The organism is Actinoallomurus acaciae, from assembly GCF_042429965.1.
Lineage (GTDB): Bacteria > Actinomycetota > Actinomycetes > Streptosporangiales > Streptosporangiaceae > Actinoallomurus > Actinoallomurus acaciae.
Map to the genome: position 1 here is coordinate 42,746 of NZ_JBHLZP010000008.1, position 23,956 is coordinate 66,701.

The window sequence follows — 23,956 nt, forward strand, 5'->3', positions numbered from 1 at the left end:
CGACGCCAGCGTCTCCCGCTGTGGCTGCGTCAGGGCCACCAGCGCCTCTCTCCGGTCGCCCACGGAGAGGCCCGCCAGCCGGTCCGCCTCAGCGGAGAACGACGCCGGCCAGTCCGACACCGTGGGGAACCGGTACTGCGGATTCTCCGGCGTGGACCCCGGCGGACCCGTGTGCTCCAACGGAGCCCGGGGCGCCGGCCGGCCGGTGCCGAGAGTGAGACCTGGGCCTGCGGTCGTGGCCCAGGCGGGCGCCCGGGAGACCACCGTGAGATCGGAGCCGAACTCCTTCAGCAACTCCTCGACCGTGGTCAGTTGCAACGTGCCGCGCGCCCAACCGGTGCCGCCCGAGTCCCGGACCGCCGCCAGGTACTGAGAGTGGCTGAGCACCCGCTGACGGCCCTTGGCGTCGCGCGTCCCCACCGCGAGGGCGAGATGACGGCCATCGCCGATCGACACCCAGTGACCGCGCGGTACCGGCGGCTCGACCCTCGAATCCGCGTTGAGGACGTGCGTGGTGGTCTCTCCCGAACCGGAGAGCTCCGCGATCTTCTGCGTGTACGCCTCGTACGCCGCGTCGATCGCAGGGCTCCTTCGGCCGGACTCGGCCATCCGTGCCTCGAACGTGACGCGGGCCGCCTCGGCGGCGGCGTCGTGCATGTCGGCCAGCCACTCGCGGTCCACCGCACCGGCCCGGTAGGCGAGGAAGAGGATCGCCTGCCGGGAGGTCATCAGGCCGGACGACGGCGGCTCGGGCCCGGTGCCCCGGATCCAGCGCACGAAGTCGTTGCGCTTGCCGCGCGGGCCCGTCTCGGCGATGCGGAACCCGTGGTCCGGGTCCAGCGCGAAGTCGTCGCCCCACCACCTGTACCGGCCGACCGAGTGAACGCCGAGCCGCACCACCCGGTCCAGTGGATCGTGGCCGGTCGACACGCCCGAGCCCGGTGAATCGTGGACGGCCGGTGCGCCCGGGCGCGGCCCCAGGCTCCTCTCCAGAGGGCCTTCCTGGGCGAGGCCGCCGGACCGCTGCGAGGCTTCCGCGAGGGGCTCGTCCGTCGTCTGCCGCGGGGCCACCACGGCGTCGAGCTCCCGCTCGATGCTCGCCTGGAGCCGGTCCACGGCCTCGCTCCGTGCGCTGGGCTGCCCCTGCTTGGCGTTCCGCCACCGGTCGATCGCGCGCAGGACGTCTCTGAGCTGCCGTTCGTTCTGGTCCAGCCGGGACGGATCCAGGCGCCCTCCCTGCTGCCAGCGGTCGAGCGCCCGGTCGATCCCCTCCAGGGCCGCCGAACGCGGGTTCAGCGTCCCCAGGCTGGATTCGGCCTTCCAGTCCTCGACGATGTCCCGCTGGAAGTCCGTGGCGTGCGGCTCCGCGTAGTGCCACAGCCTCTCCCAGTAGTTGGTGACGAGGTCCTGGACGGCCTCGCCCTCGATGAGGTAGCCGAACTCCGCGAGCTTGTGCGGATACAGGTTGTCCGATCCGACGTAGTAGACGGCGTCATCGGCGATGTAGACCTTCGCGTGGTTCGCCGGCTCCGGAACGGTCTTCTTCGACCTGGCGAACTTCGCGCCCGGCTCGTACCGTCGCGCGATGGTGCCCGTAGGCGGGTCCGGCCATGCGAACGCATGCTCGCTTCCGTCGCGTTCGGTGAAGACGAAGGGCGCGACCTTCACCCTCCGCAGGGCGTTCTCGATGAGTTCGTCGTGGTCTCCCCGCGCCTCGGGGTCGGCCACCGTCCGGACGAAACGCTTGATCATCGCGTACGTGCCGGGCGCCCCGAACCCCCAGCTGTACGCGCCGTTCACCGCGCCGGCCTTGGCCGATGACACGACGATGTCGACCGTGAGCTCCGGCTTGTCCACCAGCGCCTCGGCGATCCACCGAGCGACCTGGTGGTCCTTCTCCGCGGTGAAGCCGGTGAACGCCAGGTCCTGCTGGCTGATCTTCAGGCTGCGACGCGCGTTCTTGATCACCGCTTCCTTGGCGGTGTCGCTGGCCTGGTCGCCGAGGAACGCCGCCCGGCCGAGCGACAGGGCCCGAGCGCTGTGCCACTGCTCCGGAGCACCACGGCTCAGGTCCGGCTCGGTGTGCGGCAGCTCCGACGAATCGACCAGGGCGATCTTGTTCCGATCCGGGCCGGGGGACAGCGTCTTCGCCGAGTAATTCGCGGTGATCTGCTCGACCTTCAGATCGCGGCCACCGCTCGTCCACAGATAGTCGGCGAAGGCGTGCGCGTGCCGGGCGCCTTCGCCGATCATCTCGATGGAGACGTCGTGGACCGGAGGATAACCGCCGTACGTCTCCGCCCAGAGGTTGTGGCCACCGACCAGGGCCACGGCGCCGTCGGACGCGACGATCTTCGAGTGGTTCCAAAAGCCCCTGAGAACGTTGGACAACTGCCCGGCGAGGACGGTCATCCGGTCCATCGGCACGCCGTTGTCCTTGAGGAACCTCCTCAGGTCCTTGACGAATTCCGAGAACGTGTCCCGCAGCGGGACGTTCCCGAACAGGAACCGCACGAGAACGGGCCCGGAGTCCTCTTGCGACGCGACGTCGAGAAGCGCGTTCTTCACCGCTTCGTGGATCCGCCCGGTCGGCGGCAGGAGGCTGACGACGTCGATCAGCCGCCTACCGCCGCCCATGATCCCGCGCACGGTGCCGGCCAGTTCGTCGACGGCCCGATCGCCGAAGGCCATGACGTCGTCCTTCGTCATGGCCGCGCCCCACATGTCGGGCGTCTGCACGAGCCGGACCAGGTTGCCGGTGCTCAGCGCGTGCACGCGCCGGTCGACGCCCATCTCCGTGAGCCCCTGCTCCAGCCGATCGGGCAGGCTCCTCATCGGGTCGTCCGCGTCGTGCGTCGTCACGACGGCCTTGCCCTCGCCGGCGGAGTCGGAGCCCTCGGCCGGGCCCGCCCGGCGCATGAGCCGGCTCACGAGGCCGTGGTCGCGCACCTCCTCGAGCACGCTCTCCGGGATGTCGGACGTCGTCCCGGTACCCCACAGACGGCGGAAGTACCCGAGCCCGACGCTCAGGTCACGAAGATCGGCGTCCGCCGAGTCCGTCTCCGGCAGCCGGAGGTGCTCGCGCCAGAGCCGCACCCGCAGATCGGCGACGAGTGAGCGAGAGCCGCCCGGGTGCACCATCGCCGCGGTGATCTCGGACTCGTCCCCGACCATCGAGCGGTCCCAGAAGTTGGCCGAGCCGATGGAGGCGAACTCGTCGTCGACCAGCACGATCTTCGAGTGCACCTTGGTGTCCTTCAAGGTGAACAGGGCGAAGTTCGCGCGCTGCTCCGGCGTCAGCCCGCGCAGCACGAACGTGTCGATCTCACCGGACACCTTGGGCGTCGCGTCGGCCGAGGACTTGGCGCCCCGGCCGGGGAAGCCCTGCGTCACGAAGATCACCTTGACGCCGCGGGCCAGCGCCCTGGAGACCGCCGGGAACAGCACCTCGTGCTTGTTGTAGACGTTCCCGACGTGCGAGGGGTTGAGCGTCTGGTCCTCGACGTAGATGTAGGTATTGGCGGCGTCGATCGCCGCGGTCAGGCCGTCGGAGACCTCTTTCACCCCGCCGGTCGGCAGGGTGTGCCAGTCGAGCCGCAGGTTGTCGCCCAGAGGAGTGACCCGATGGGGCGCGTAGCTCCGCCAGATCCGTACCCCGGCGTCGCGATACTCCCGGCTCGACGTCCGCACCAGCGCGGGGGAGTACTCCGGCGTGAGCGACGCGGGCTTGGGACTGACCGCGGCGTTGTAGGGCCTCTTCTGCCCGTTCGACCAGTAGTCGCGTGCCGGCAGCGTCGCGGCCTCGTCCCAGCGGGTCCAGAAGTTGCGCAACACCTCTTCCGCGGCACGCCCCTGGAGTTGCACGCCCGCGTCGTGCGTGTAGTTGTGCTGCGGGGCCCCGGCATGCCCCTCTTCGGTGAACCGGTTCGGCGCGTAGTCCATCCCGCCGACGAACGCGTGCAGCCGGCCGGTCGTCGCGCTGTAGGCGACCGTCGTCTTCTCGTGGCGGGAGTCGAAGCCACCGCCCCAGTCGATGAGCACCCGGTCGGCGAGCGGCTTCCGGCCCTCGCCGACCGCGCTCCGCAGCGTCTCCACCGAGTAGATGTTCGTCCGCGCGAAGCCCCCGACCATCGTCGCGTACGGCATGTGCAGCAAGTCCTGCTGGAGCGGCGGCGCTCCGGACGAGCCGAGCGAGTGCCGCGGGATCGCGACGACCACCCGCACGTCGACCCCGGCCTCGGCCAGGGCCACCAGCCGCTCGCCCAGGTTCGGCTCACCGGCCCCGGTCCGCAGCCGGGTGGCGAGGTTGAGGTACCAGGAGTTGATGTAGAGCCGGTCGCCCGGACCGTGCAGGGTGTCGAGGACCTCGGCGATCGCCCCGAAGTACACGTCCCCGTCCACGTGGGGGGTGACGACCGTGTCGGCTCGATGTTCGGCGCCGAGGTTCAGCTGGGACGGGAAGAACCTGGCCTCCAGGTCGCGCAGGGCGACCTGCGTCTCCTCCGGATCCCGCTCGCTGAGGGCATCGCCGAGGTCGGGCTCTGGGTCATCGGCCTCGGTGAGGCTCCGCAGGCGGGTCAGGTCCGCTTCGACGGCGGCCTGCAGCCGGGCGACCGCCGCGTCGCGCCCGCTGGGCCCGCTCTTCGGCGTCCTCCACTCGTCGATCGCGTGGAGCACCGCGCGCATGGCCGAGACGTCGTCACGGTCGTCGCGCAGCCTCTCCACCGCGTCGTCGAGGTCCTGCAACGCGGAAGAACGCGGTTTGCTGTCGAGCACGGACTCCTGGAGCCAGTGGTCGACGATGTCCGGCTCCCCCGCCGCCGTGAGGTCGGACGTGCCCGCGCCGAGCAGCCGTCCGTGCGGCCACGGCTCCGGTCGCGCCGCGACCAGTTCGCGCGAGAAGCCCTCACTGGTCGGCAGGAACTGAAGGCTGCGGAAGTCGTCCGGCAGGTCGGCCTCGGCCCGCCGCTGGCCGTCGAGGAAGACGACCCGTCCCTTCACGTTGACCGCGTTGACGAGGTGGTCCACGTCCGTGCCGTGCGCGCCGATCACCACGATCCCGTGCGCGCCGTGTCCCGCCGCGAGCAGCGCGTCCTCGATCGCCCGGAACCCGGGCACGTCGATCGGGTCGCCCTTCTCGAGATTCGCCAGGTACTCGTACGGCGATCGGACGTCCGGTGGAACCTGGAACCAGGCCAGCAGCTCCGGATCCTCATCCGGGTTCAGCCGCGCCTCTTCCAGCGTGAGATGAACGGCGATCGCGATGAGCAGGCAGTTCGTCAGGAAGTCGCCGCCCTCGACCACCATGGGATTGATCCTGCTCAACCACGGGAACGTCCGCCGGGTTCCCTCGGGCCCGAGCCGGAACGGCGACCACGAGGAGTCTCCGCGATCGGACGACGTGAGCTGGACGACGGGCTCGGGGGCGTCCGCCGGGTCGTGGCGGACGAGCCGCCGGTCCGGCGTCTCCTCGCCGTTCTCCCCCGGGCCCACGGAGAGACCGGTCGCACCATCATCCAGCCGCACGTGCGGCGGCGTCAGGTCGGGCCGCGGGCTGAGGTCGCCGATGCGCTCGGCCGGTGCGAACTCCTCGCCGAGCCACTCGTGCAGGTCGGCCGCCTCACCGGCCAGCAGTCTCCGGGGCACCGCGTGGCCGGGGGCGCTGAGTCCCGCCCACCGCCAGGCTCGCAGGGTGTCGTACAGCGGCTCTCCGGCGTGCACACTCCAAACGATCAGCGCCTCGAGGAACGACCGGCGGTCGTCCGGCGTGAAATCCAGCCGCCGGTAGACCCGCAGCGCCCACTCCGTCTGGTCCGGCGGCAGGAGGTTCACCTCGTGACCGCGGTCGTCACGTACCTCCGAGAGCCAGTCCTCCGCGCGCGCGTCCCGTACGTGCGGGGCCTCGCCCCACAGCTCCGTCAACGCCGCCTGGTGGTGCTGGGCGCCCCTGGAGAAGGCGGCCATCGCGTCGTGCGGGCCCCACTCCGACTCGTCGCCGAGCAGGCGTTCGAGCTCGGCGGCCGGCGAGCGGCCCGGCTCCGCTCCGTGCGTGAGGAAACCGGCGGCGGCCTCATCGGCGGCCATGTGCGCGGTCAACGCCGTGTACAGCCCGCGGACCGCCTCGCGGGGGGACCGCAGCACCTCCGGGTCGGCGGCCGGCACACGCGTGACCGCCCGCTCGAACTCCCCGCGTGTCACGCCCCAGGAATCGCTCTGGTAGAGCGAGCCGAACCTGACCCGCGCCACGGCGAGGTCGTCCTCCGGCGGAACGTCCCGCACCCGCTCGTGCGGCAACGTCAACGCGGAACGCAGCTCCGCGTCGTCGGTCCGCTCCGCCGGGGAGAACTCCCGGTCGAGCCACTCGTACAGGTCGGCGGCCTCACCGATCATCAAGCCCCGGGGCACCTGGTAACTGGCGCTGCTGCCGAGCCCGGCCCACCGCCAGGCCCGCAGCACGTCGAGAATCGGCTGCCCGGCGCGGACACCCCAAACGATCAGCGCCTGGAGGAACGACCGGCGGTCACCCGCCGCGGGCCCCAGCCGCCGGTAGACCCGCAGCGCCCACTCTGTCTGGTCCGGCGGCAGGAGATGCACCTCGTGACCGCGGTCGTCACGCATCGCCGAGAGCCAGTCCTCCGCACGCGCATCCCGTACGTACGGGGTCAAGCCCCACAGTTCCGTCAAGGTCGCCTGGTGACGATGCACGGCATCGTGGAAGGCGTCCATCACCTGGCCGAGATCCCACTCCGACCCGGCGCCGAGCAGGCGTTCGAGCTCGACGCCGGACGGCGCGCCGAAACCCGCGGCCGCGGCGTCGGCCCCGACATGGAGGGCGAGAACCGTGTACAGGCGGCGGGCCGCCTGCCGTGCGGCCAGGTCCACCTCCGGGTCGGCGGCCAGCACCCGGGCGAGCGCGTGCCGGTACACGCCGCGCTCTTCGACCCATGAGCCGCGCTGGTAGACATGCCCGAACCTGACCGGCGACACCAGTGGTTCGTCCGCGTCCATGGACGGGGCCACACCCGCGATCTCGAACTCTTCGGGGGCCGCGGGTCCGGTGGCCGGCACGTCCGTCCACCGCGGCCAGTCCGCCGGTGGCGACGCCTGCTCCTCCGCGACCGGGACGAGCGACATGTCCGCGTTCAGCGAGATGCGGCCGAGCGCTTCGGCCAGCTCGTCCACCGAGGGTCTCCCCCCGGGCTCCTCCACCGGGAAGAGCCGGGGTACGAGGTCCTCGTAGTGGTCACCGAGGACGTCGCGGAGCGACTGGCCGAGAGCGGGATAACGGGCGAGCGTGCCCCTCCGCGGGCTGGCGCCGCCGAGCTCGGCCTCCAGCCGTCGTGTCACCTCCTCGGCCGGTACGCCGTTGTCCCGCGATTCCGTCAGGACCCGGTCGGCGTGCCGCGCGTACCTGAGCTCCCGCATCACGAGAGCGTGCTCGAGGAGTTTCTCGGGTAGCTCGTTCGTCCATTTGTCGAGCGTGGGCAGAGCCACGGGCGTGTCGATGACGTGGCCCACGAGACGCGCCTGGGTTATCACCGCGACCGACCGTCCCCTCAGGAACGTCAGCTTCATGCTCGGGTTGTGGTGCCACGCCGACGGAGCCTTGTCGAACTCCCTCATCAGAGCCGCGTAGACGTCGTCCACCGTGCCGGTGTGGAAGATGTCCTGATCACCGCCCGGCTTGACGCCGATCGCGCTAAGCCATTCGCCGGGCGTCATCGGCCCGCGCCTGAGCGCCGTGTCGAGGACCATCCACCCCGGCCGCCCCTCCGGGTCGTGCGCCCACACCACCGGGGCGATGTGCCAGAACCACGGAACGGTCGTCGGGCTCAGGAAGCCCGGGTAGTCGCCGTCGCGCAGCCCCAGCCCGGGAAGGCCTCCCTCTTCCACCCTGCTGGCCGTGATCTTGCCGACGGGCGCCCCCCACTGGAGAAGCTGGAACGCCGCGAGGTGGGCCCGCATCTGGCACCCGTCGGCCGGATGGTCGCTCGGCACCCGGACGGCACCGAGCTCGTGGTGCTGGAACGTCAGCCCGGCCAGCCGGTCGTACCAGCGCTCGACCTGCTCGTAGGAGACCGGCTGCGGGAGCGACTCGGTGAAGAGCCGGTCGGCGGCGGTCGTCGGCCAGATCTCGTTCCACCGGTGAGCGTGCGCGGGGCCGTACTGCCGCTCCCACAGCTCCTCCACGTGCTGGTTGAAGGTCACGCCGTACTTCGCGACGTACGCGTGCTGTACGGCCGTGACCTTTCGCACATCGCCGCCGAGGAGACGCAGCAGGGTGAGCACGCCCTCCCCGTCCTCGTGCCGAACCGCCATCGTGTGGATCGCTTCGGCGTAGTCCTGGACCGACGACAGCGAAGTCGGCAGCTCGTCCGGAGCGACCGCGATCGAGCCGGGCGGCTGCGCGCCGAGGGTGAACTCCTCCACCAGGCCGATATGCCGGAGCACGTCCTCGACCAGGCTCTCCGGCGCCCGCCCCTCCACGATCGCGCCGTCCATCGCCTCGGCCAGCGACGTCCCGGTACGCGACCGGAAGGCGGCGTCCAGCGTCTCGGCGGTACGGCCGTCCCCGAGAGAACCGCGAAGGCGGAGCTGCTCCATGACCGCGAGACGGTCCACCTCCTCGGCGGACAGCAGTTCCGCGAGGCGCCCGGCGTACTCCGCCTCCCTCGGACCGGTGAGGGCCGGGTTCTCCACCGGGCCTCCGGCCGGCTCCTGCGGCGGCAGCCCCAGGTCGAGGACCGACTCTCCGGGATACTCCGGTTCGCCGAGCGCCGACCGGGACACCGGCTCGCCCGGTGCGGGCGGGGCGGGATGCCGTGGGCCCTCGTCCGGCCGGGTCACCACCTCATACATCGACGCCGCCGCGACCGTCTCCGCGTCGCCTCCCGCTGCCATCGGCGGTGCGGCGGCGAACCCGCGCGACCCCGGCGCGTCGAGCGGGTGGTCCCGCAGGACCGAGGTCGCGTCGACCACCGACTCGATGATCCGCAGATAACGGGCCGGCATCGGCTTGGACGGGTCGAAGACGCCCCCCGCCATGATCCCGTCGGTCCTGACCGCCGAAGACCGCATCAGCCGGCGGAACAGCGACAGAGCATCCCGATACTCGTCCGGCAGGCCCAGGTAGTGGAACAGCTCGTGCAGCAGAAGAACGGTGAAGTCGCCCAGCCCCCAGTGCCGCGCGTCCGGCCGGCGCAACGTCAGGTCGGGCGCGTCGGGGGTCCGGCCCGGCCGTATCTCGACGGCCTCCAGGTGATCGGGATCGATGACCAGCTTGACCCCGAAGAAGAACTGGTCCCCCGACACCGGGAGCTCATACCCCCGGTTCGCGTACTGGTCGATCATCCGGTTCAGGGACCGCTGCATCCCCGCGACGTCGTGCGCGCTCACCCCGAACATCGGCTTCACCGGCAGGACAACGACGTGGTTCCGCAGCCACGTGCCGTTCGCCGCCTGGATCCGCTGGACGTTGATCCGGATCAGCGTCCCCCAGCCCGACGCGCGTGGCCTCCCGCCCGCCACGCGGAAGTCGGCCTTGGCCTCGAAACGCTCCGTCGCGACCGGGACGACGGGTGCGGCGAACCGCCGGGCCAGCCAGTCCGCGCTCGCCGGCGTCGCGACCATCGCGGCCGGTTCCACGACCGGTGTCGCGGCGCCCACGGTCCGGATGGCGGCGGCCCCGGGCCCCGACGACCACGCCGGCGCCGCGGACAGGATGGACCTCGGCCGGATGAACTGGGGAAGGTCGAGGAACTCCTCCAGCGTCGTCCTCTGCAGGTACCCCGAACCCGTCGAGGACGGAACGTACGGGGCGGACGTCCGCCGCCCCGGCTCGTCCTCCGGGAAATTCCAGAGACTCAGCACCTCCTGACGCCCCTGGGCGTCACGTGTGCCGAGCGCCAGCATGACGTGGGCGCTGCCGTTGATGGTCACCAGGTGCCCGGCGGGCAGATCCGGCGTGACCAGACCGGACCGGGCATCGCGCCGATGGTGGGTCGGCTCGCCGACGACCAGGGAGCGCATCAGCGTGTCACCGTAGGTGTCGATGGCCCGCAACATCGCGACGGCGGCATTCGGCTGGTCGGTCAATCCCGCGCGATACACCTCGTCCGCCGCCTGAGACGCCTCGCGATGGATCTGCGCCAGCCATCCCCGGTCGACCGCACCTGACCAGTGCGCCGTGTAGAGGATGGCCTCCCAGCAGTTCATCCGGTCGAGCGTCGTCGGCGCGGGCCCCTCCCCGCGGATCCACCGCAGGAAATCATTCGGCGTGCCGTTCGCGGACATCGTGCGGATCTGGAAAGCACGGGTCTCGTCGGGAAGCGGCGGCGGCACCCACCGGTAGAAGCCGACCGACCCCTCCATGGCCCGCAGCACGCGATGCGTCCAGTTCTGAACCCGCGCCGGGTCGAACGGGTAGACATCCTCCGCCGGAACGCTCGAGGCCGGCCGCAGATCCGCCGGCGCACTCGGCGGCGAGTGAACGACCGCCGTCTCGCCGCGGCGTGCCTCCTCGACGTCCTCAGCGGATCTGTTCTCCGGCCGACCGGCCACCGCCTGCCTCGTGGAAGGGGCGGCGGTCACCGGGCCGGGTCGTTCGGTGACGGTCGTCCGCGCGAGATCCCTCTCGATGGACCGGACCGGGTCCGCCGGACGCCGATGCGGTGGTGTCAGCGCTTCGAGTCGCTGCGGGTTCCGGAGACCGGCCCTGGGCGCCAGGTTCTGGTCGACCCACTCGTAGAGTTGCGCGGCCTCGCCGTCCAGAGCCTCCCGCACCCGCTCGTCACCGAACCCGGCCCGCCGCCAGGCCAGCAGGACGTCGTAGAACGTGCCTCCCCGGGGCACGTGCCAGGCGAGCATCGCCACGAGGATGCCCTGGTTGTTCTTTGACTTCGGCGCGAGGGCCCGGTAGACGGAGAACAGCCGCTCGAGGTGGTCGGGTGGCTCTTCGCTCAGGCGGTAGCCGCGCAGCCGGTCCATCCGCTCACGCCACCAGGTGCTCCGCGCTCCGGAATCGCGGAGCGGGACGCTCTTCGAGTCCCTCCCGACCTGCCGGTCGACGGCGGTCGCGAAGGCCGTCATCGTCTCGTTCAGGCTCCATTCAGAGTCGTCGGCGAGCAGGCCTTCCAACTCCGCCGTCGAGCCGATCGGCCGATCCGGCGTCCCGAACAACGGTGCGGCGTCCTGGTGCAGTTCTTCCGACAACCGCCGGTTCAGGTCCCGGACGAGAGCACGCATGAGAAGGGGCGGGGTCTTGGCCTTGGCCAGCCGGGCGGCCACGGCCGTCTCGTAGGCCTCGCGCATCGCGGGCCAGGTCTCGTCGTAGCGGGCGCCGAAGCCTGTGTCGGGCGCCGGTACCTGGTCCTCGTCGGTGCCGCGGGGCGGTGCCAGCCGCCTGAGTTCTTCCTTCGCCGCGCGGATCTGCGCGAGGTCGGCCTCCGTGGGGTGACGCAGTCGCTCCGCCCTGGGCTGCCACGAGCGCACCACGTCGGTGAGGGTCCGGTGGTTCGCTCGCGAGGACTCCGCCGTGACCTGCGACGCCTCGTAGGCCCGCACCTCCACGACCACCCGGTTCCCGTCCAGCTCCGGCAGTGTGGTCATGCCGGTGAACCTCTTCAGTTCGACCTCGGTGTCCCCGACCAGGCCGCTGGTCACGAATCGCCGGACGGAGTAGCCGGTGCCCTCGCGGGAGAGCGACAACAGGCCGTCGTCCGGGACGCTTTCCCCCGTACGCCTGCGGTAGAGGTCGTCGTAGTCCGGAATTCGTTTGCGGAACGTGTTCTCGACGATCCTCAAGAACACGGCCTGGTCCTCCGGGAGGAAGGCCCGCGCCCGCTCCTGGAGGTTCCGGAACACCACGTGGGGCGAGTGACGCCCCAGGACCGCGGCATTGGACTTGTCCCATCCTTCGACCGCGAGCCCGGTGAGCCGCATGGCCCCGAACACGTAGAGCAAGGCGGCGTGGAACCGCAGTTCCTGCACCGCGAGATCGGGGACATCGAGGAATGGGTGTACGACCTGCAGGTCCGCCGGAATGTACCCGAGGTACTCCTGGGAGATGAAGCGGGCCGCGATGTGATCGGCGAATTCCAGCGCGTCGGCCAGATGAGCGCGGGTGAACCATCCCTGGCTCAGGTCGCGCCAGGTGCGTTCCAGGACGTGCTTCAGGATGGGGTGCCCGACGGCCAGGTCCATGCCGGTGTTGAGGTGTTCGTGCGATCCCCACGACGGAGGCCCGACCAGCCACTGGTCGATCAGCCAGCCCTTTCCCTTGTCGGTGATCGACCAGCCCTTCGGAAGGATGAGCTCCAACGGGATGTCGGCGGAGGCACCAGGCGGAGCGTCGATCGCGAACAGCGCCGTCTCAAGGTCCTGCTCCACGGTGAACGAGCGGTCCGGATCGACATAACCGCGCTCTTCCGGGTGGTCCTGGAGCACCCCGAAAAGCCCTTCGAGGATCGCCACCATTTTGAGGAGCCCGGTCCCCCGGACCGCGATCGCCTCGTCCTTGTCCACGTAGTAGCCGGATTCCGGCCCCGAGTAGATCTTCTTGGTCTCAAGGACCAGCTTGGCGCCATGCGGTCCCGTCGCCAGCAGTTCTCCGTGCCGGTCGTTGACCCAGGGGATCTTCGGGTGCCGAATGGCGAGAAAGTATTCCTTCTCCTTGCCCGACCCTCCGCCGAGAGCGCCGTGCAGACCCATGAGGTCCCGCGCTATCGCCACACCCGCCGACCGCGTGTGCCTCCGATCCCCCGGGGACAGCTGCCAGTACTTCTCCGACAGCCTCGCCCGGACCGTCGCGAGGTCCGCCTGCTTTTCAAGACTCCAGTTCGGATACTCCGGTGTCCAGTGGTTGCGCTCCAGCTCCTCGCGCACCTCGGTCCACAGCATCTGCCGGTGATCCGCGTCCAGCTTCACCGCCTCATCGGGCGCCGTCTCCTCGGCGTCGTCCGACGAGCGCAGCCCCACACCGCCGGGCGCGCCGACGTATGCCGGCAGCGGGTAGGAGTCCAGTTCCGCGACCTCCCAGCCGGCGATGTTCTCCGCAGGCCGCCAGACCTCTCCCTCCGGCAGATACGTCACCCACGACGCCGGCCGTCCCTGGGCGTCGAGCGGCAGGTGGAACGCTGCCGGCTGCCCGTCACGGCCCGGCGCCAGCGCCAGCGGTGCGGTGTGGATCCGCAGGCCGAACTCCTGTGCCAGGGTCGACAGCGCACGCGACGCCGGCTCGGAGTACTCGACATCGGCCAGCAGCACCAGGTCGGTGTATCCCTCCTCCGCCAGCTCCGCCGCTCGCCGGCCGGCGTAGACCGCCGGCGCGCCGATCGCGTCGCCGTACCCGCCGTACACCCACGTCCTCGACGGGTCCGCGAACGGCGTCGTGAACCGCGCCGTGACCAGCTCCCCGTTCGCGTCCCGGCCCCAGGCGAGGACGTCGGCGGTCGCCCGCCTGAACAGCGGCGCCAGCCGCAGCCAGTCGTCGGTCTTGAGGTAGAGGGTCCCGTACCGCTCCTCGTCCTCGTCCCGTAGCTGCGCCTCCCGCACGTCGCCCGCCGCGGAGTCGAGCGTCAGCTCGACCTTCGACGCGTCGGGGGCGGTGTGCACCTCGGTGACCTCGGGCGCGCCGGCGTCCACGAGGTAACGCACCCGGCCCTGGCCACTGGCCGGGCCGAACGCGCCCGCGTCATGGACGGTGCGGTGCACCCGGGCCAGGACCATCCAGCCCGGTCCCTCGGGTCGGACGTGCGCCATCGCCTCCCCCGGGGACCGCCACACCCGCACGATCGAGGGCATCTTCATGGGCAGTCCCGCCGCCATCCGGGGGAAGGACGCCGGGTCCCCCTGGTACCACATCGCGGTCCAGGACCACTCCTCCGAAGCGGGGAGACGCAGGGCGGCCCGCCGGGCGACGACCCACTGAAGATCGGTCAACGGTGTGCCGTCGCCCTCGGGCGGCAGGCCGCCGAACGTCAGCAGGGCGGTGGCCTCGCGGTTCGCCAGCCTCGTCTGGACGGCGGCCGGAATCAGGTTCGCGGGGATACGCCCGGTCACCAGCCGGTCGTACCCGATGAGATGCGGCGGCGTCAGCGCATGGAGGGCCTCCGGGGCCGTCACGCCGGCACGAGGCTCGAACGTACGGTCGACCCACTCGTCCAGCTCCGACGCCTCGCTGAACAGCGCCTCACGCACCGGCTCGCCGCCGTACCCGGCCCGCCACCAGCCGAGCACGACGTCGAACAGCGACGCCCCCTTCGGCACCTGCCAGGCGATCATCGCGGCGAGGATGCCGCGGCCGTCGTCGGACGCCGGCGCCAGGTTCCGGTAGACGGAGAACGGCAGCTCGAAGCCTGGCGCCGTGTCGTTCAGCCGGTAGCCGCGGGTCCCCTCCATCCAGCTTCGCCACCAGGCGGGACGCTCACCGGGCGAGCGGCGGGAGAAGCCGTCGAGGCCCAGCTCGGCGGCGCGCCGGATCGCGGCGGTGAAGGCGTCCATCCGGGCGGCCAGGCCATCCGCCGACCGGTCGTCGGCCAGGGTTCGCAGGTCCTGCGACGAGCCGAGCGGCCGCTCGCTCGTGCCGAACAACGGCGTGACGTCGCGTCTGAGCTCGCCCGCCAGCCGCTGGAACAGCCGGCCGATGACGGAGCGCGTGGCCACGAACGAGCCCTGGGCCCCGGTCAGCCGCGCGGCGAGGGTCCGCTCGTACCGCTCGCGCGCCATCGGCCAGCCGTCGTCGTGGTAGATGGGGTCGAAGAACTCGGCCGGCTCGAACTCGAGTCCCTCCCCGGGGGGCGGGGCCAGCCGCTGTAGCTCCGCCCGCGCGGCCTCGATCTCCGCCAGGTCCTCCGCGGAGGGATCGTGCAGCCGCTCGACCCAGGGGAGCAGCGACCGCACCTTGTCCGTCAGGGCCTGGTGATTCGCCTGCGACGCCGCCGCGTCCGTCATCAGCTGCACGTAGTAACGGATCTCCAGGACGGCCTTGGCGAGCGGCCCTCCGTTCGTGTCGTACTTCCCCAGGATGTGGGTGTTGGCGAAGTCGGCCAGCCTGACGCCCGACTTGCCGAGGATCGCGGTGTCCAGGTAGTCGCCGACGGGGTCGTCGCCCACCTCCATCAGGCCGCCGTCCGGGACGGGGATCTCGTTGAACTCGAGGTACTGCTCGTCGTAGTCCGGGATCCGGCTCCGGAACCTCTCCTCCAGGATCTGCCGGAAGGCCGCCCGGTCCCGCGGGAGGAACATGTGCGAGCGTTCCGGCATCTCCTTGAACCGGAAGTCGGACTCGTGCCGGGTGAGATAGGCGGCGTGGGCCTTTCGAAGACCGAGGTGGATGTCCCGGTTGAGCGTCATGGCCGCGATCACGTACTCGGTGAAGGCGTGGGAGCGCAGTTCCTGCAACGCCAGGTCGGGCACATCGAGGAATGGGCGGACGACCGACAGGTCCGCCGGGACGTACCCCAGGGTCTCGAAGGCGAACATCCTGGCCGCGACGTCGTCGGCGAAGTCCCGCGCGTCATCCAGGTGAGCGCGCGTGAGGTAGCCGTCCGACAGGTCGCGCCAGGTGTTCTCGGCCACGTGTTCGGTCATCAGGCGATAGATCGCCGCCGGCCACACGCCCACGTTGTACTGGTCGTGCGAGCCTCCGGGGGCGCCGACCGGCGGCGGTCCGATCAGCCAGCCCGCGCCCTCCGTGGTGAGCGTCCAGTTCGCCGGAAGGAACCGCTCCAACGGGAGGAAGGGCTGAACACCGGGCTCTCCGGAGAGGTCGTTGAACGCCTGCTCGAACGCCACCTCCGTCTGGTACACGTGCTCCGGGTGGGCGTAGCTCTCGCCCGGGTGATCGCGCATCACCCCGGTGTCGACCTCGGCGATCGCCGCCGGCTTGAGGAGGCCGCTGCCTCCCGCGTCCACCGCCTCCTGCTCGAACCGGTAGAGGCGGTCGCCCGGCCCCATGTAGACCTTCTTGAGCTCGACGGACAGCGTGGCGCCGTGCGGGCCCCTCGCCAGCACCACGCTGCCCATCGTGGTGGCATCGGCCACTTCCGGATGCGCGAGGACCGCCCAGTACTCCTTCTCCTTCGCCGACCCCGCGCCCATGAGTCCCACGCGCTGGCCGGGCTTCAGGAGGGTCTTGACGTGGTCCCACACGATCGCCTCACCGGCCGACCGCGTGTGCCTCCTCCGTTCCGGGGACAGCGCCTGGTACTTCTCGGACAGGTCGGCCCGCAGGTTCCGCGCCGTCTCGTCGTCGGTGGGCAGGCCCCGGGCCGTCAACGCCGTCCGCACCTCGGCCCACAGCAACCGCTCGTGCTCCGGGTCCAGCCCCGTCACCTCGGTGGACACGGGCGTGGAGGTCTCATCCAGCGTGGCGACCTCGGCGAGCGTCGCCGTCTCGGCCGGCGCGGCGGCCTCGGCGGCGGCCTCCTCGCGGCCGGCCGAGAACGCGTTGGTGGTGGCCGCCTCCTGCTCCCCCCAGGACGCGGACAGGTCTCGTGGGGCGAACAGCACGCGGAACTCGTCGAACGCCTCGTCGTGGAACGACTCGGCGGTGTTGTTCAGCCACACCTCGTCGTCCGTGCGGTGGCCCTTGCTGATCGTGTGGAACGCCCGGCCCATTCCCTTCAGGGCGGGCGGGGCCACCGCCTCGAAGGCGAGGTGGGCGGGCAGTTCCGCGGTCAGGCGCCCCAGACGCTGGTCCCACACCCACGTACGGCTGTCCAGCTCCCCGGTCTTGTTCACACCGAGGCCGAAGATGCCGTCGTAGGCGTCGAGAACGCGCTCCACCAGGCCCGAGCGGGCCCGCCCCAGATCCTCCTCGGACAGTGTCAGGTCCGGGTGCTCGCCCTGCCACCGCGCGGACCGCTCCGCGAAGATCTGCTCGGCCTTCCCGGCCACGCTCTGGCGGGCCGCCTCCACGGAGAGCCAGACGTTCAGCCGGTCGGTGCCGGCGGCGTCGTCGTACCACTCACGCCACTCTTCGAGCCGGGCGGACAGACTCTTGTCCTGCGCGCCGGTGAACAGCGTGCCGAAGTGGTCGTTGACCGAACGGCCGAGGGCGGTCTTCATCGACGACAGAATCCCCTTGGCCAGTGCGACGCCGTGCTGGAGGCCGAACCGCTCGCGGAACTCCTCGCTCAGCCCCGGGTCGTTCTCCCACGCCGCGTGCCGGGTCTCCAGGTCGTGGAGGGAACGCTGGAGCGCGGCCTCGCGCGCGGTCTGCGTCGCGAGCCGGGACGGCAGGGACTCGGCCGTCTCGTCGAACGTCTCCCGCCACCGCGCCATGGCCTTCTCGGTGACCGGCTCGCCGGCCGGGAAGTGCCGCTCGTACCCCTTCTGGAGCGTCTCCAGGCCGTCGTGCAGCACCTGCCGGCGACCCGGCTCGGATGGCTCTGCGTTCCGGGCGGCGAACCCGTCCAGGAGGGCACGGTCGGCACCGGACAGAGCGTCCTTGAACGACCCGGCCCGTGCCTCGAACAGCTCGGCGAAACGCTCCTGCTCGGAGGCGAGACCGGCCCGCCGGTCGAACGCGTCGAACAGATCCTTGGTCAGCTCGTCCAGCCGGACGGTGGCCTCGCGACGGCGCGCCGCCAGGTCCCCGCGGATATCGGAGACCTGCCGGAAGACCTCCCGCACGGCGTCGTCCCAGCGCCGCTCGAACTCCGTCCACTCCCGCTCGCGCACCATCTCGACGACCGACCCGGTCAGCTCGAACGGCAGTGAGTGCTCCGGGGAACCGACCCGTCGCTGCCACATGGCGAAGCTGCGGTCGAACGCGTCCTGACCGTAGCGGAGCGCGATCTGCCGGGCCGCCTCCAGGTCCAGTTCGCCGGGAAGCTCGTCGATGACCTCCTGCCGGGACCGGTCGCCCGCCAGGAGCCGGCGTTCGAACTCCGCCCCCATCCGGTCCTTGATCTGGGTGAAGGAGGGGTGGTCCTTCGCCTGCGGGTTGTCCAGCAGCCACGACTCGACCTTCTCCTCGAAGGCCGCCCGGTCCTCGGCGGACACGGTGGTCTCGGGCACGCCGGCGAGCTCTTCGTCGTGCCGGGTGAACTGCTCCTCGTACCGGTCGAACAGTCGCTTCTGCGCCGACCGCCACGCGTGCTCGTGCCAGTCGCCGGGCGCGGTCTCCAGCGGCGCTTGGACGAACTCCCGGCCCTGTTCCTCGGCCTCGCGGAGCGCGTTGTCGGTGATCTGCTCCTCGACGTACGCGCGGCGGATCTGCTCGATCCGCCGGCTCGCCCACGTGGCCGTCTCGCGGGACCGCATCTTCGCCTGCCCGGTCTCTCGCACGGCAGACAGGTCGGCGAACTCCCGGCGGGCGAGCTCCCGGCTGTGCGCCACCTCGTTCAGGGCGCTGAGCAGGCGTGTGTGGTCCGCCTCCAGCCGGGCGCGCAGCTTCGTGTCGAACGGCCGGTCGCGTACGAGGTCCATCGTCTTGCGGGTGAGCGCGGTCCGCTCGCTCCGGTACCACGACTGGATCTCCGGCGACCAGTCGCGGGGCGGTTCGCGCCTCTCCGCGACCTGCTCCAGACGGCGGCCCAGCTCGGCGATCGGCCCGGCCTGGGCGGTGAGCCGCCGGGCCTCCTGCCGGACGCTCTCGGTCAGCTGGGCCGCCTCGGGCGCGGACGGGTCCGACAGCGCCGCACGCTCGTCGGTGTAACGCTCCCGGAGGCGGGTCAGCTCCTCCTCGTGCCAGCGGCGGGTCAGGTTGTCCCACTTGTGCCGGCTCTGGCCCAGGTCGACGCGGCCCTGGGAGTCGTCCGCGGTGAGCACGGCCTCGAAGGCCCGGTTCGCGGTGGCCTGCTGCCGCCACTCCAGGTGCGCCTGCCGGTACTCCTCGCGCAGCTCCTCCACCAGGCTGCCCCGTTCGGCGTCGCCCCGCGGAGACGAGGTGAGCTCGCGGATGAAGCGTGCACGCAGCTCCCGCACGCGCGCGGTCTCCCGGAAGACGCCCTCCCGATCGCCCCAGAGCCACGACCGGTCACCGGCCACCTCGCGGTCGAACGTCTCACCGGCCTGGGCGGCCGCGCGCACCTGGCCCAGCCGCCGGGTGAACTCCGCGCCCAGCTCCGTACGGTCCCGGCCGGCGACCCACTCGTCGGCGAACCACTCGCGGAGCGAACCGACCTCGGCGAAGGGCACGCGGCCGCCGTCGTCCGGGCGGGCGGCCAGCCGCCGTTCGAACTCCTGGTACGCCTCGTCGCGCGTAGCGATCTCGGCGCGCAGCGTGGCGAGCCCCTCGCGGACCCGGTTCTCCGCCTCGACCATCCGTGCGGAGCGCGGCGCGGGAGCGGGCTCGGGCGTGGTCTCGATCTCCGAGAGCAGGAGCTCGGCGTCGTCGGCACGCGGAAGCGGCCCGTCGCCCTCGTCCGGCACGTCCTCCACGTACGGCCGCTGGTCCTCCGGGTCGCGCGGCGGAGGCTCGGGCGGCCCCTCCGACACGGTCTGGGGGCGCGCGCTCTCCGGAGTGACCGGCTCCGGCTCGATCTCATCGGTTCCGACACGGCGCTCGTACGCCTCGATCGGGGTGCGGCTGACGTCGAGCCGCTCGAAGTCCAGTGTCCACTCGGGGTTGTCGCGCCACTCGCGGTACGCGGCGTCCCGGGTCTCCGCCTCCGCGCGGAGCGCGGCCAGCTCTTCGCGTGCGCCGTCGAGCAGGACGGTGCGCTCGTCCTCGGTCCTGGCAGCGTCCCACTGCGAGGACAGACGGTTCCGAAGCGCCTCCAGGGCCGTACGGTAGTCGGCCAGCGCCCGGGGCGAGGCCAGCGACGGGTGACCCGAGTCGAAGCCCTGGTCGAGCGCCTCCAGCGCCGCGTTCTTGCGCAGCAGGTCGCCGAACACCTCGGCCAGCTGCTGCCGCCATTGTTCGTTCTCGATCCGGGCCTGCTCGCGGATCCGGGCCAGCCGGGGCGCGTCGGCCTCGGAGACGAGCGTCTCCCAGCTGCTGCGCAACGTGCTGCCGAAGGCGTCGCCCTCGGACCGCTCCCGCTCCAGCCAGGCCGGGACGTTCCGGTTGCGCGGACCGTAGGCCTCGTGTTCGAGGGCCGCCCACTCGGCGCGGAAATCCTTCGCCACGTTCTCGAAGGTCTGCTCGCTCATCGCGTACCGCCGGGTCGCCCGGCCGGTGAGCGCGCTGACCTCGCTGGTCAGCTCGTGGAACCGCTCGGCGCCCTCGCCGAGCGCGTGCTCCAGCCTCGCCTCGAACCGCAGGCGGTCGGCCAGCGAGGCCAGGTACGGCCCGAAGTGCTCCCGCTGGAACTCCGTCTCGCGAGCGGCCAGCTCCTCGCCGGACCACACGCCCCCGCCCGTACGGCCGAACAACGACCTGTGCGCCGCGATCATCGCGTCGCGGAACTCGGGGCGGACCCGGTTCACGTGCGCGTCCGGCGCCTCCACACCCTCGAACGCCTGGTCCACCCGGCGAAGCATCACGGCCCGGCCGGCATGCTCGTCGAACCGCCCCGGCAGCAGCTCGGCCAGCCGGTCGTACGCGCCGGTCAGCTTCTGGACGTAGTCCTCCCAGTCGCGCGCGGTCAGCTCACTCGTGTGGCGGTCGCCGATGAGCCGGGCGCCCTCGGCCCGCAGCGCGTCGTTGTGCTCGGCCAGCACGGCGTCGACGTCGACGCCGTCGAACTGCTCGCGGGGCCGGTCGGACATCTCCCGCCAGACGATCTCGTGGTGCGCCAGCTCGTCGTCGGCGCGGGCCAGCAGGGCGTCCTCGGCCGCCTTCGCCGCCAGCCGGCCCGTCCAGCGCGCGTCCAGGTCGCGCACGGCGGGACCGAGCTCGGTGGCCCGCCGCTCCCACTCGTCCGGCTCCAGCGTGCGGGTCTCCCGGCCGCCGGGCAGCGTCCTCGTGCGGCCCGCGAACTCCGCGTCGTACTCGGCCCGCAGCCTGACGACGTCGGCGGAGTCGTGGGCCAGACCCGCCGCGTCCAGGAGGCGGCCGAACCGCAGGCCCGCGTCGTGTTCCAGGTCGAGGCGGGCGGAAAGGCCGCGCGCCAGCTCCTCGATGCGGGCCTGGGCCTGGGAGTGGAACCGGTCCCAGACGTACGGGTCGAGCCGCTCGCCCTTCATGCCGAGGCGTTCGACGATCCGGCGGACCTCGGACTCGGTCTCGTCGACGAACCGCGCCCGCGCCTGCGCCTCCTCTACCGGGGAGAACCGGTCGGGGCCGTCGACCGCCTCGAAGGCCGTGTCGAAGGCGGTCTCGGCGCTCGCGCGGGCCGAGCGGACCGCGGCCTCCATCTCGAGCTCGTCGGGCAGGCCGTCGACCAGGTCCTGGAACCGCTGTTCGAACTCCCACTCGGAGATCTCGCCGCGCCGGTGCTGGTCGTAGGCCTGTTGCCAGCGAGTGTCGAACCGCTGCCGGACCTCCCCGATCCAGTGCTGCGTCCGGTCGGCGTCGACCCGCGCCTGCTCCCGGATCAGCCGGTCGGCCACCGCGGGGATCGGCACCCCGTGCTCGGTCCCGTCGAACCGGGCCTCCAGCGTCTCGGTCAGCCGCCGCTCGAACGCCGCCGGCTCCTGCGTCGCGCCCTCGCCCGGGAGGCTCGACTGCGTGCGGACCGCACGGTAACCGTCGGCGACCGTGCCGATGAGGTGTTCGGGCACGCCGGCCTTACGCGCCCACGCCTCGGGTTCGAAGCGTTCGTCCTGGTGGAGCAGCCGCTCAACCACCTCGACCGGCGACGGGGCGTAGTCGTTGTCCCCGAACAGCGTCTCCAGCCGCTCGCGGAGCCGGTCGGCCAGCGGACGGACCGGCTCCACGGCGCCGTCCACGGTGATCTTGGGCCCATCGCGCGTCTCCGCCTCGTGCTCGGCGACCGCGGCTCGGTAGGCCTCCGCGACCGGGCGGGCGAGGCCGTCCGGCACTCCCGCCGCGTGGATCCGGGTCATCGGATCGGTGTTCGGGCCCTCCTCGGGCACGCCGTGCATGCTGGAGGCGTTGTGTGCGGCGACCGCGGCGTCGACGTTCCGGTCGGCCTCCTGCTGCTGCCGGAACCTCCCGTTCTCGCCTTCGAGCCGCCCGGTGTAGCGCCGCGCCTGGTCGGCGTGGCCCGTGTCCAGCCGGTCGGATATGGCGCGATCCCCGGTGTCGAGGACGAAGTTCGGCGTGACGTCCTCGTGGCCGCCGGAGACCACCTCCACGTGCGGGGGCGGCGTGTGCTCGGCGGGCGGCTGATCCAGCGGCGCGTCGTGGGAGGTCGTCTCGTGGGAGGTCGTGTCGTGCGACGTCGTGTCGTGGATGTCCTGCGGCGTCTCGCCCTGCGGCGGCACGTCGCGCGACGTGGTCTCGGGACGCGGCGGGGGGGTCTCGTGCTCGATGGGCGGCGGGACGTCCCGTCCGGACTGGGTGGGCACGCGTTCCGGCGGTATGGAGGTGCCCCGCGGCGTGGGCGGGACCGGGGTCTCCCGCGGCGGCACCGGTGCCGGGTTCGTGGACTCCGGGAGCGGTGTTCCTCGCGTGCCGGGAGGCACCCCGGGAGTCATCGTCTCCGGACGCTGCAACGGCATGCCGTCGGGCCCCAGGAGGGGGGACTCGCCCGGCCGCAGCGGCAGGGGCGGCGGCGCCTGCGACAACGGCGGCGGCTTGGCGAACGACGAACCCGGCTCGTCCACCAGCGGCGGCGTCTCGGCAGGCGGCTCTTCGAGCGGGTTCGGGACGTTCTCCCGTACCACCGGCTCGGTCCTCGCGTCGATCGGCGACCGCCCGCCGTTCGTGGGCAGCGGATCGCCCTCCGCGACGGGCCGGATGAGCGGTCTGTTGCCCGACGTCTCTCCCAGCGGCGGCGTGTACGTCTCGCCCGGCGCGGACGGCGGGCGGCCTTCCGGCGGCCCGGTGAGCCCGGTGGTCCGGGTCACCCGCGGCGGCGGGAGCGTCTCCGTGATGTGGCCCGGATCGGGGTCGGGAAGAGGACGCGAGCCGTTCTCGTCGCCGCCCGGTGGTTTGACGTTCAGCAGGTCGCGGTTCGTCAGCGACCGGATGACGTTCGGGTCCATCTTCATCATGCGGTACTTCAGCGCGCCGCCGCCGATGCCGCGTATCGCCGCGCCCATCCCGGCGCCGACCAGGCCGCCGGCGACGAACATCATCGGCGCGGCGTGCCATTCGCCCTCGATGAGCCCCTGGGTGAGGGTGGCGGAGAACATCGTGCCGCCGCCCATCTTCAGGAAGTCGCCGCCGATGTTCGTCAGCTCGGTGAGGAACGCCTTGTCCATGCCCTTGACGCCGTTGAGGATCAGCTTGTCGAAGACGCCGCCGATCCCGCGGATCCCGACGTCGGCGAGGGCGCCGCCGAGCGCCCCCTCACCGACCCACTTCCAGTTGATGTGGGGCCCGTCGGGGTCCCCGTCGATGCTGCTCGCGATCAGGCTGGCGACCATCATCATCAGCGCGCCGATGGCCGCCTGGATCGCCGTCGGCAGGACGAACTTCACGAACGAGACCAGCCGGTCCAGGGCCGACCTGATCGCGATGCGCGCCGCGCCCTCCGCGACGGCCTCCTCACCGAGCGAGGCACCGCCGGTGAAGAAGGCCATCGCGGTCATGATGTCGAGCTGGATCTCCAGCGTGATGAGCGCCGTCAGCATCTCGATCTGGGCCTCGAGCAGGCTCCGGTACCAGCCTTGGATCTGCTCGGCCATCAGCTGCGCGCCGCGGCGGATCTGATCGACCTGGGAGATGCCGCCGTCCGCGCCCAGGATCGAGGCGAACACGCTCTTGAACTGCGCGACGGCCTCGTCCGGCAGCGCCCCCTCGATCGCCGAGGCGGTGTGGGAGTAGTGCGCCGCCAGTGTGCTCAGATTGTGGTCGAGTTGGTCGAAGGGCGTCCTGAGGCCAAGGACCTTGCCGGGGACCGCCGGCGGAGGCTCCGACCCCATGACGAGCAGGAAGAGCCGCCGCTCGTCCTCGTTGAAGGTCAGGCCCTCCGCCTCGTCGGCCACAATCGTCTTC

The 23,956-nt window shown here is 71.7% G+C and carries 1 protein-coding gene (only partly in view); it reads right to left on the reverse strand.

From position 1 onward, the window contains the following. Positions 1-23,946, reverse strand: the 5' portion of a protein-coding gene (locus ACFFNX_RS02740; RefSeq protein WP_378194499.1) for a histidine-type phosphatase. The gene continues 17,226 nt to the left of window position 1, outside the view; 23,946 of the gene's 41,172 nt are visible here — the first part of the coding sequence; it begins with the start codon at positions 23,944-23,946; its stop codon lies off the left edge, out of view. Between the last annotated feature and the right edge of the window lie 10 nt (positions 23,947-23,956).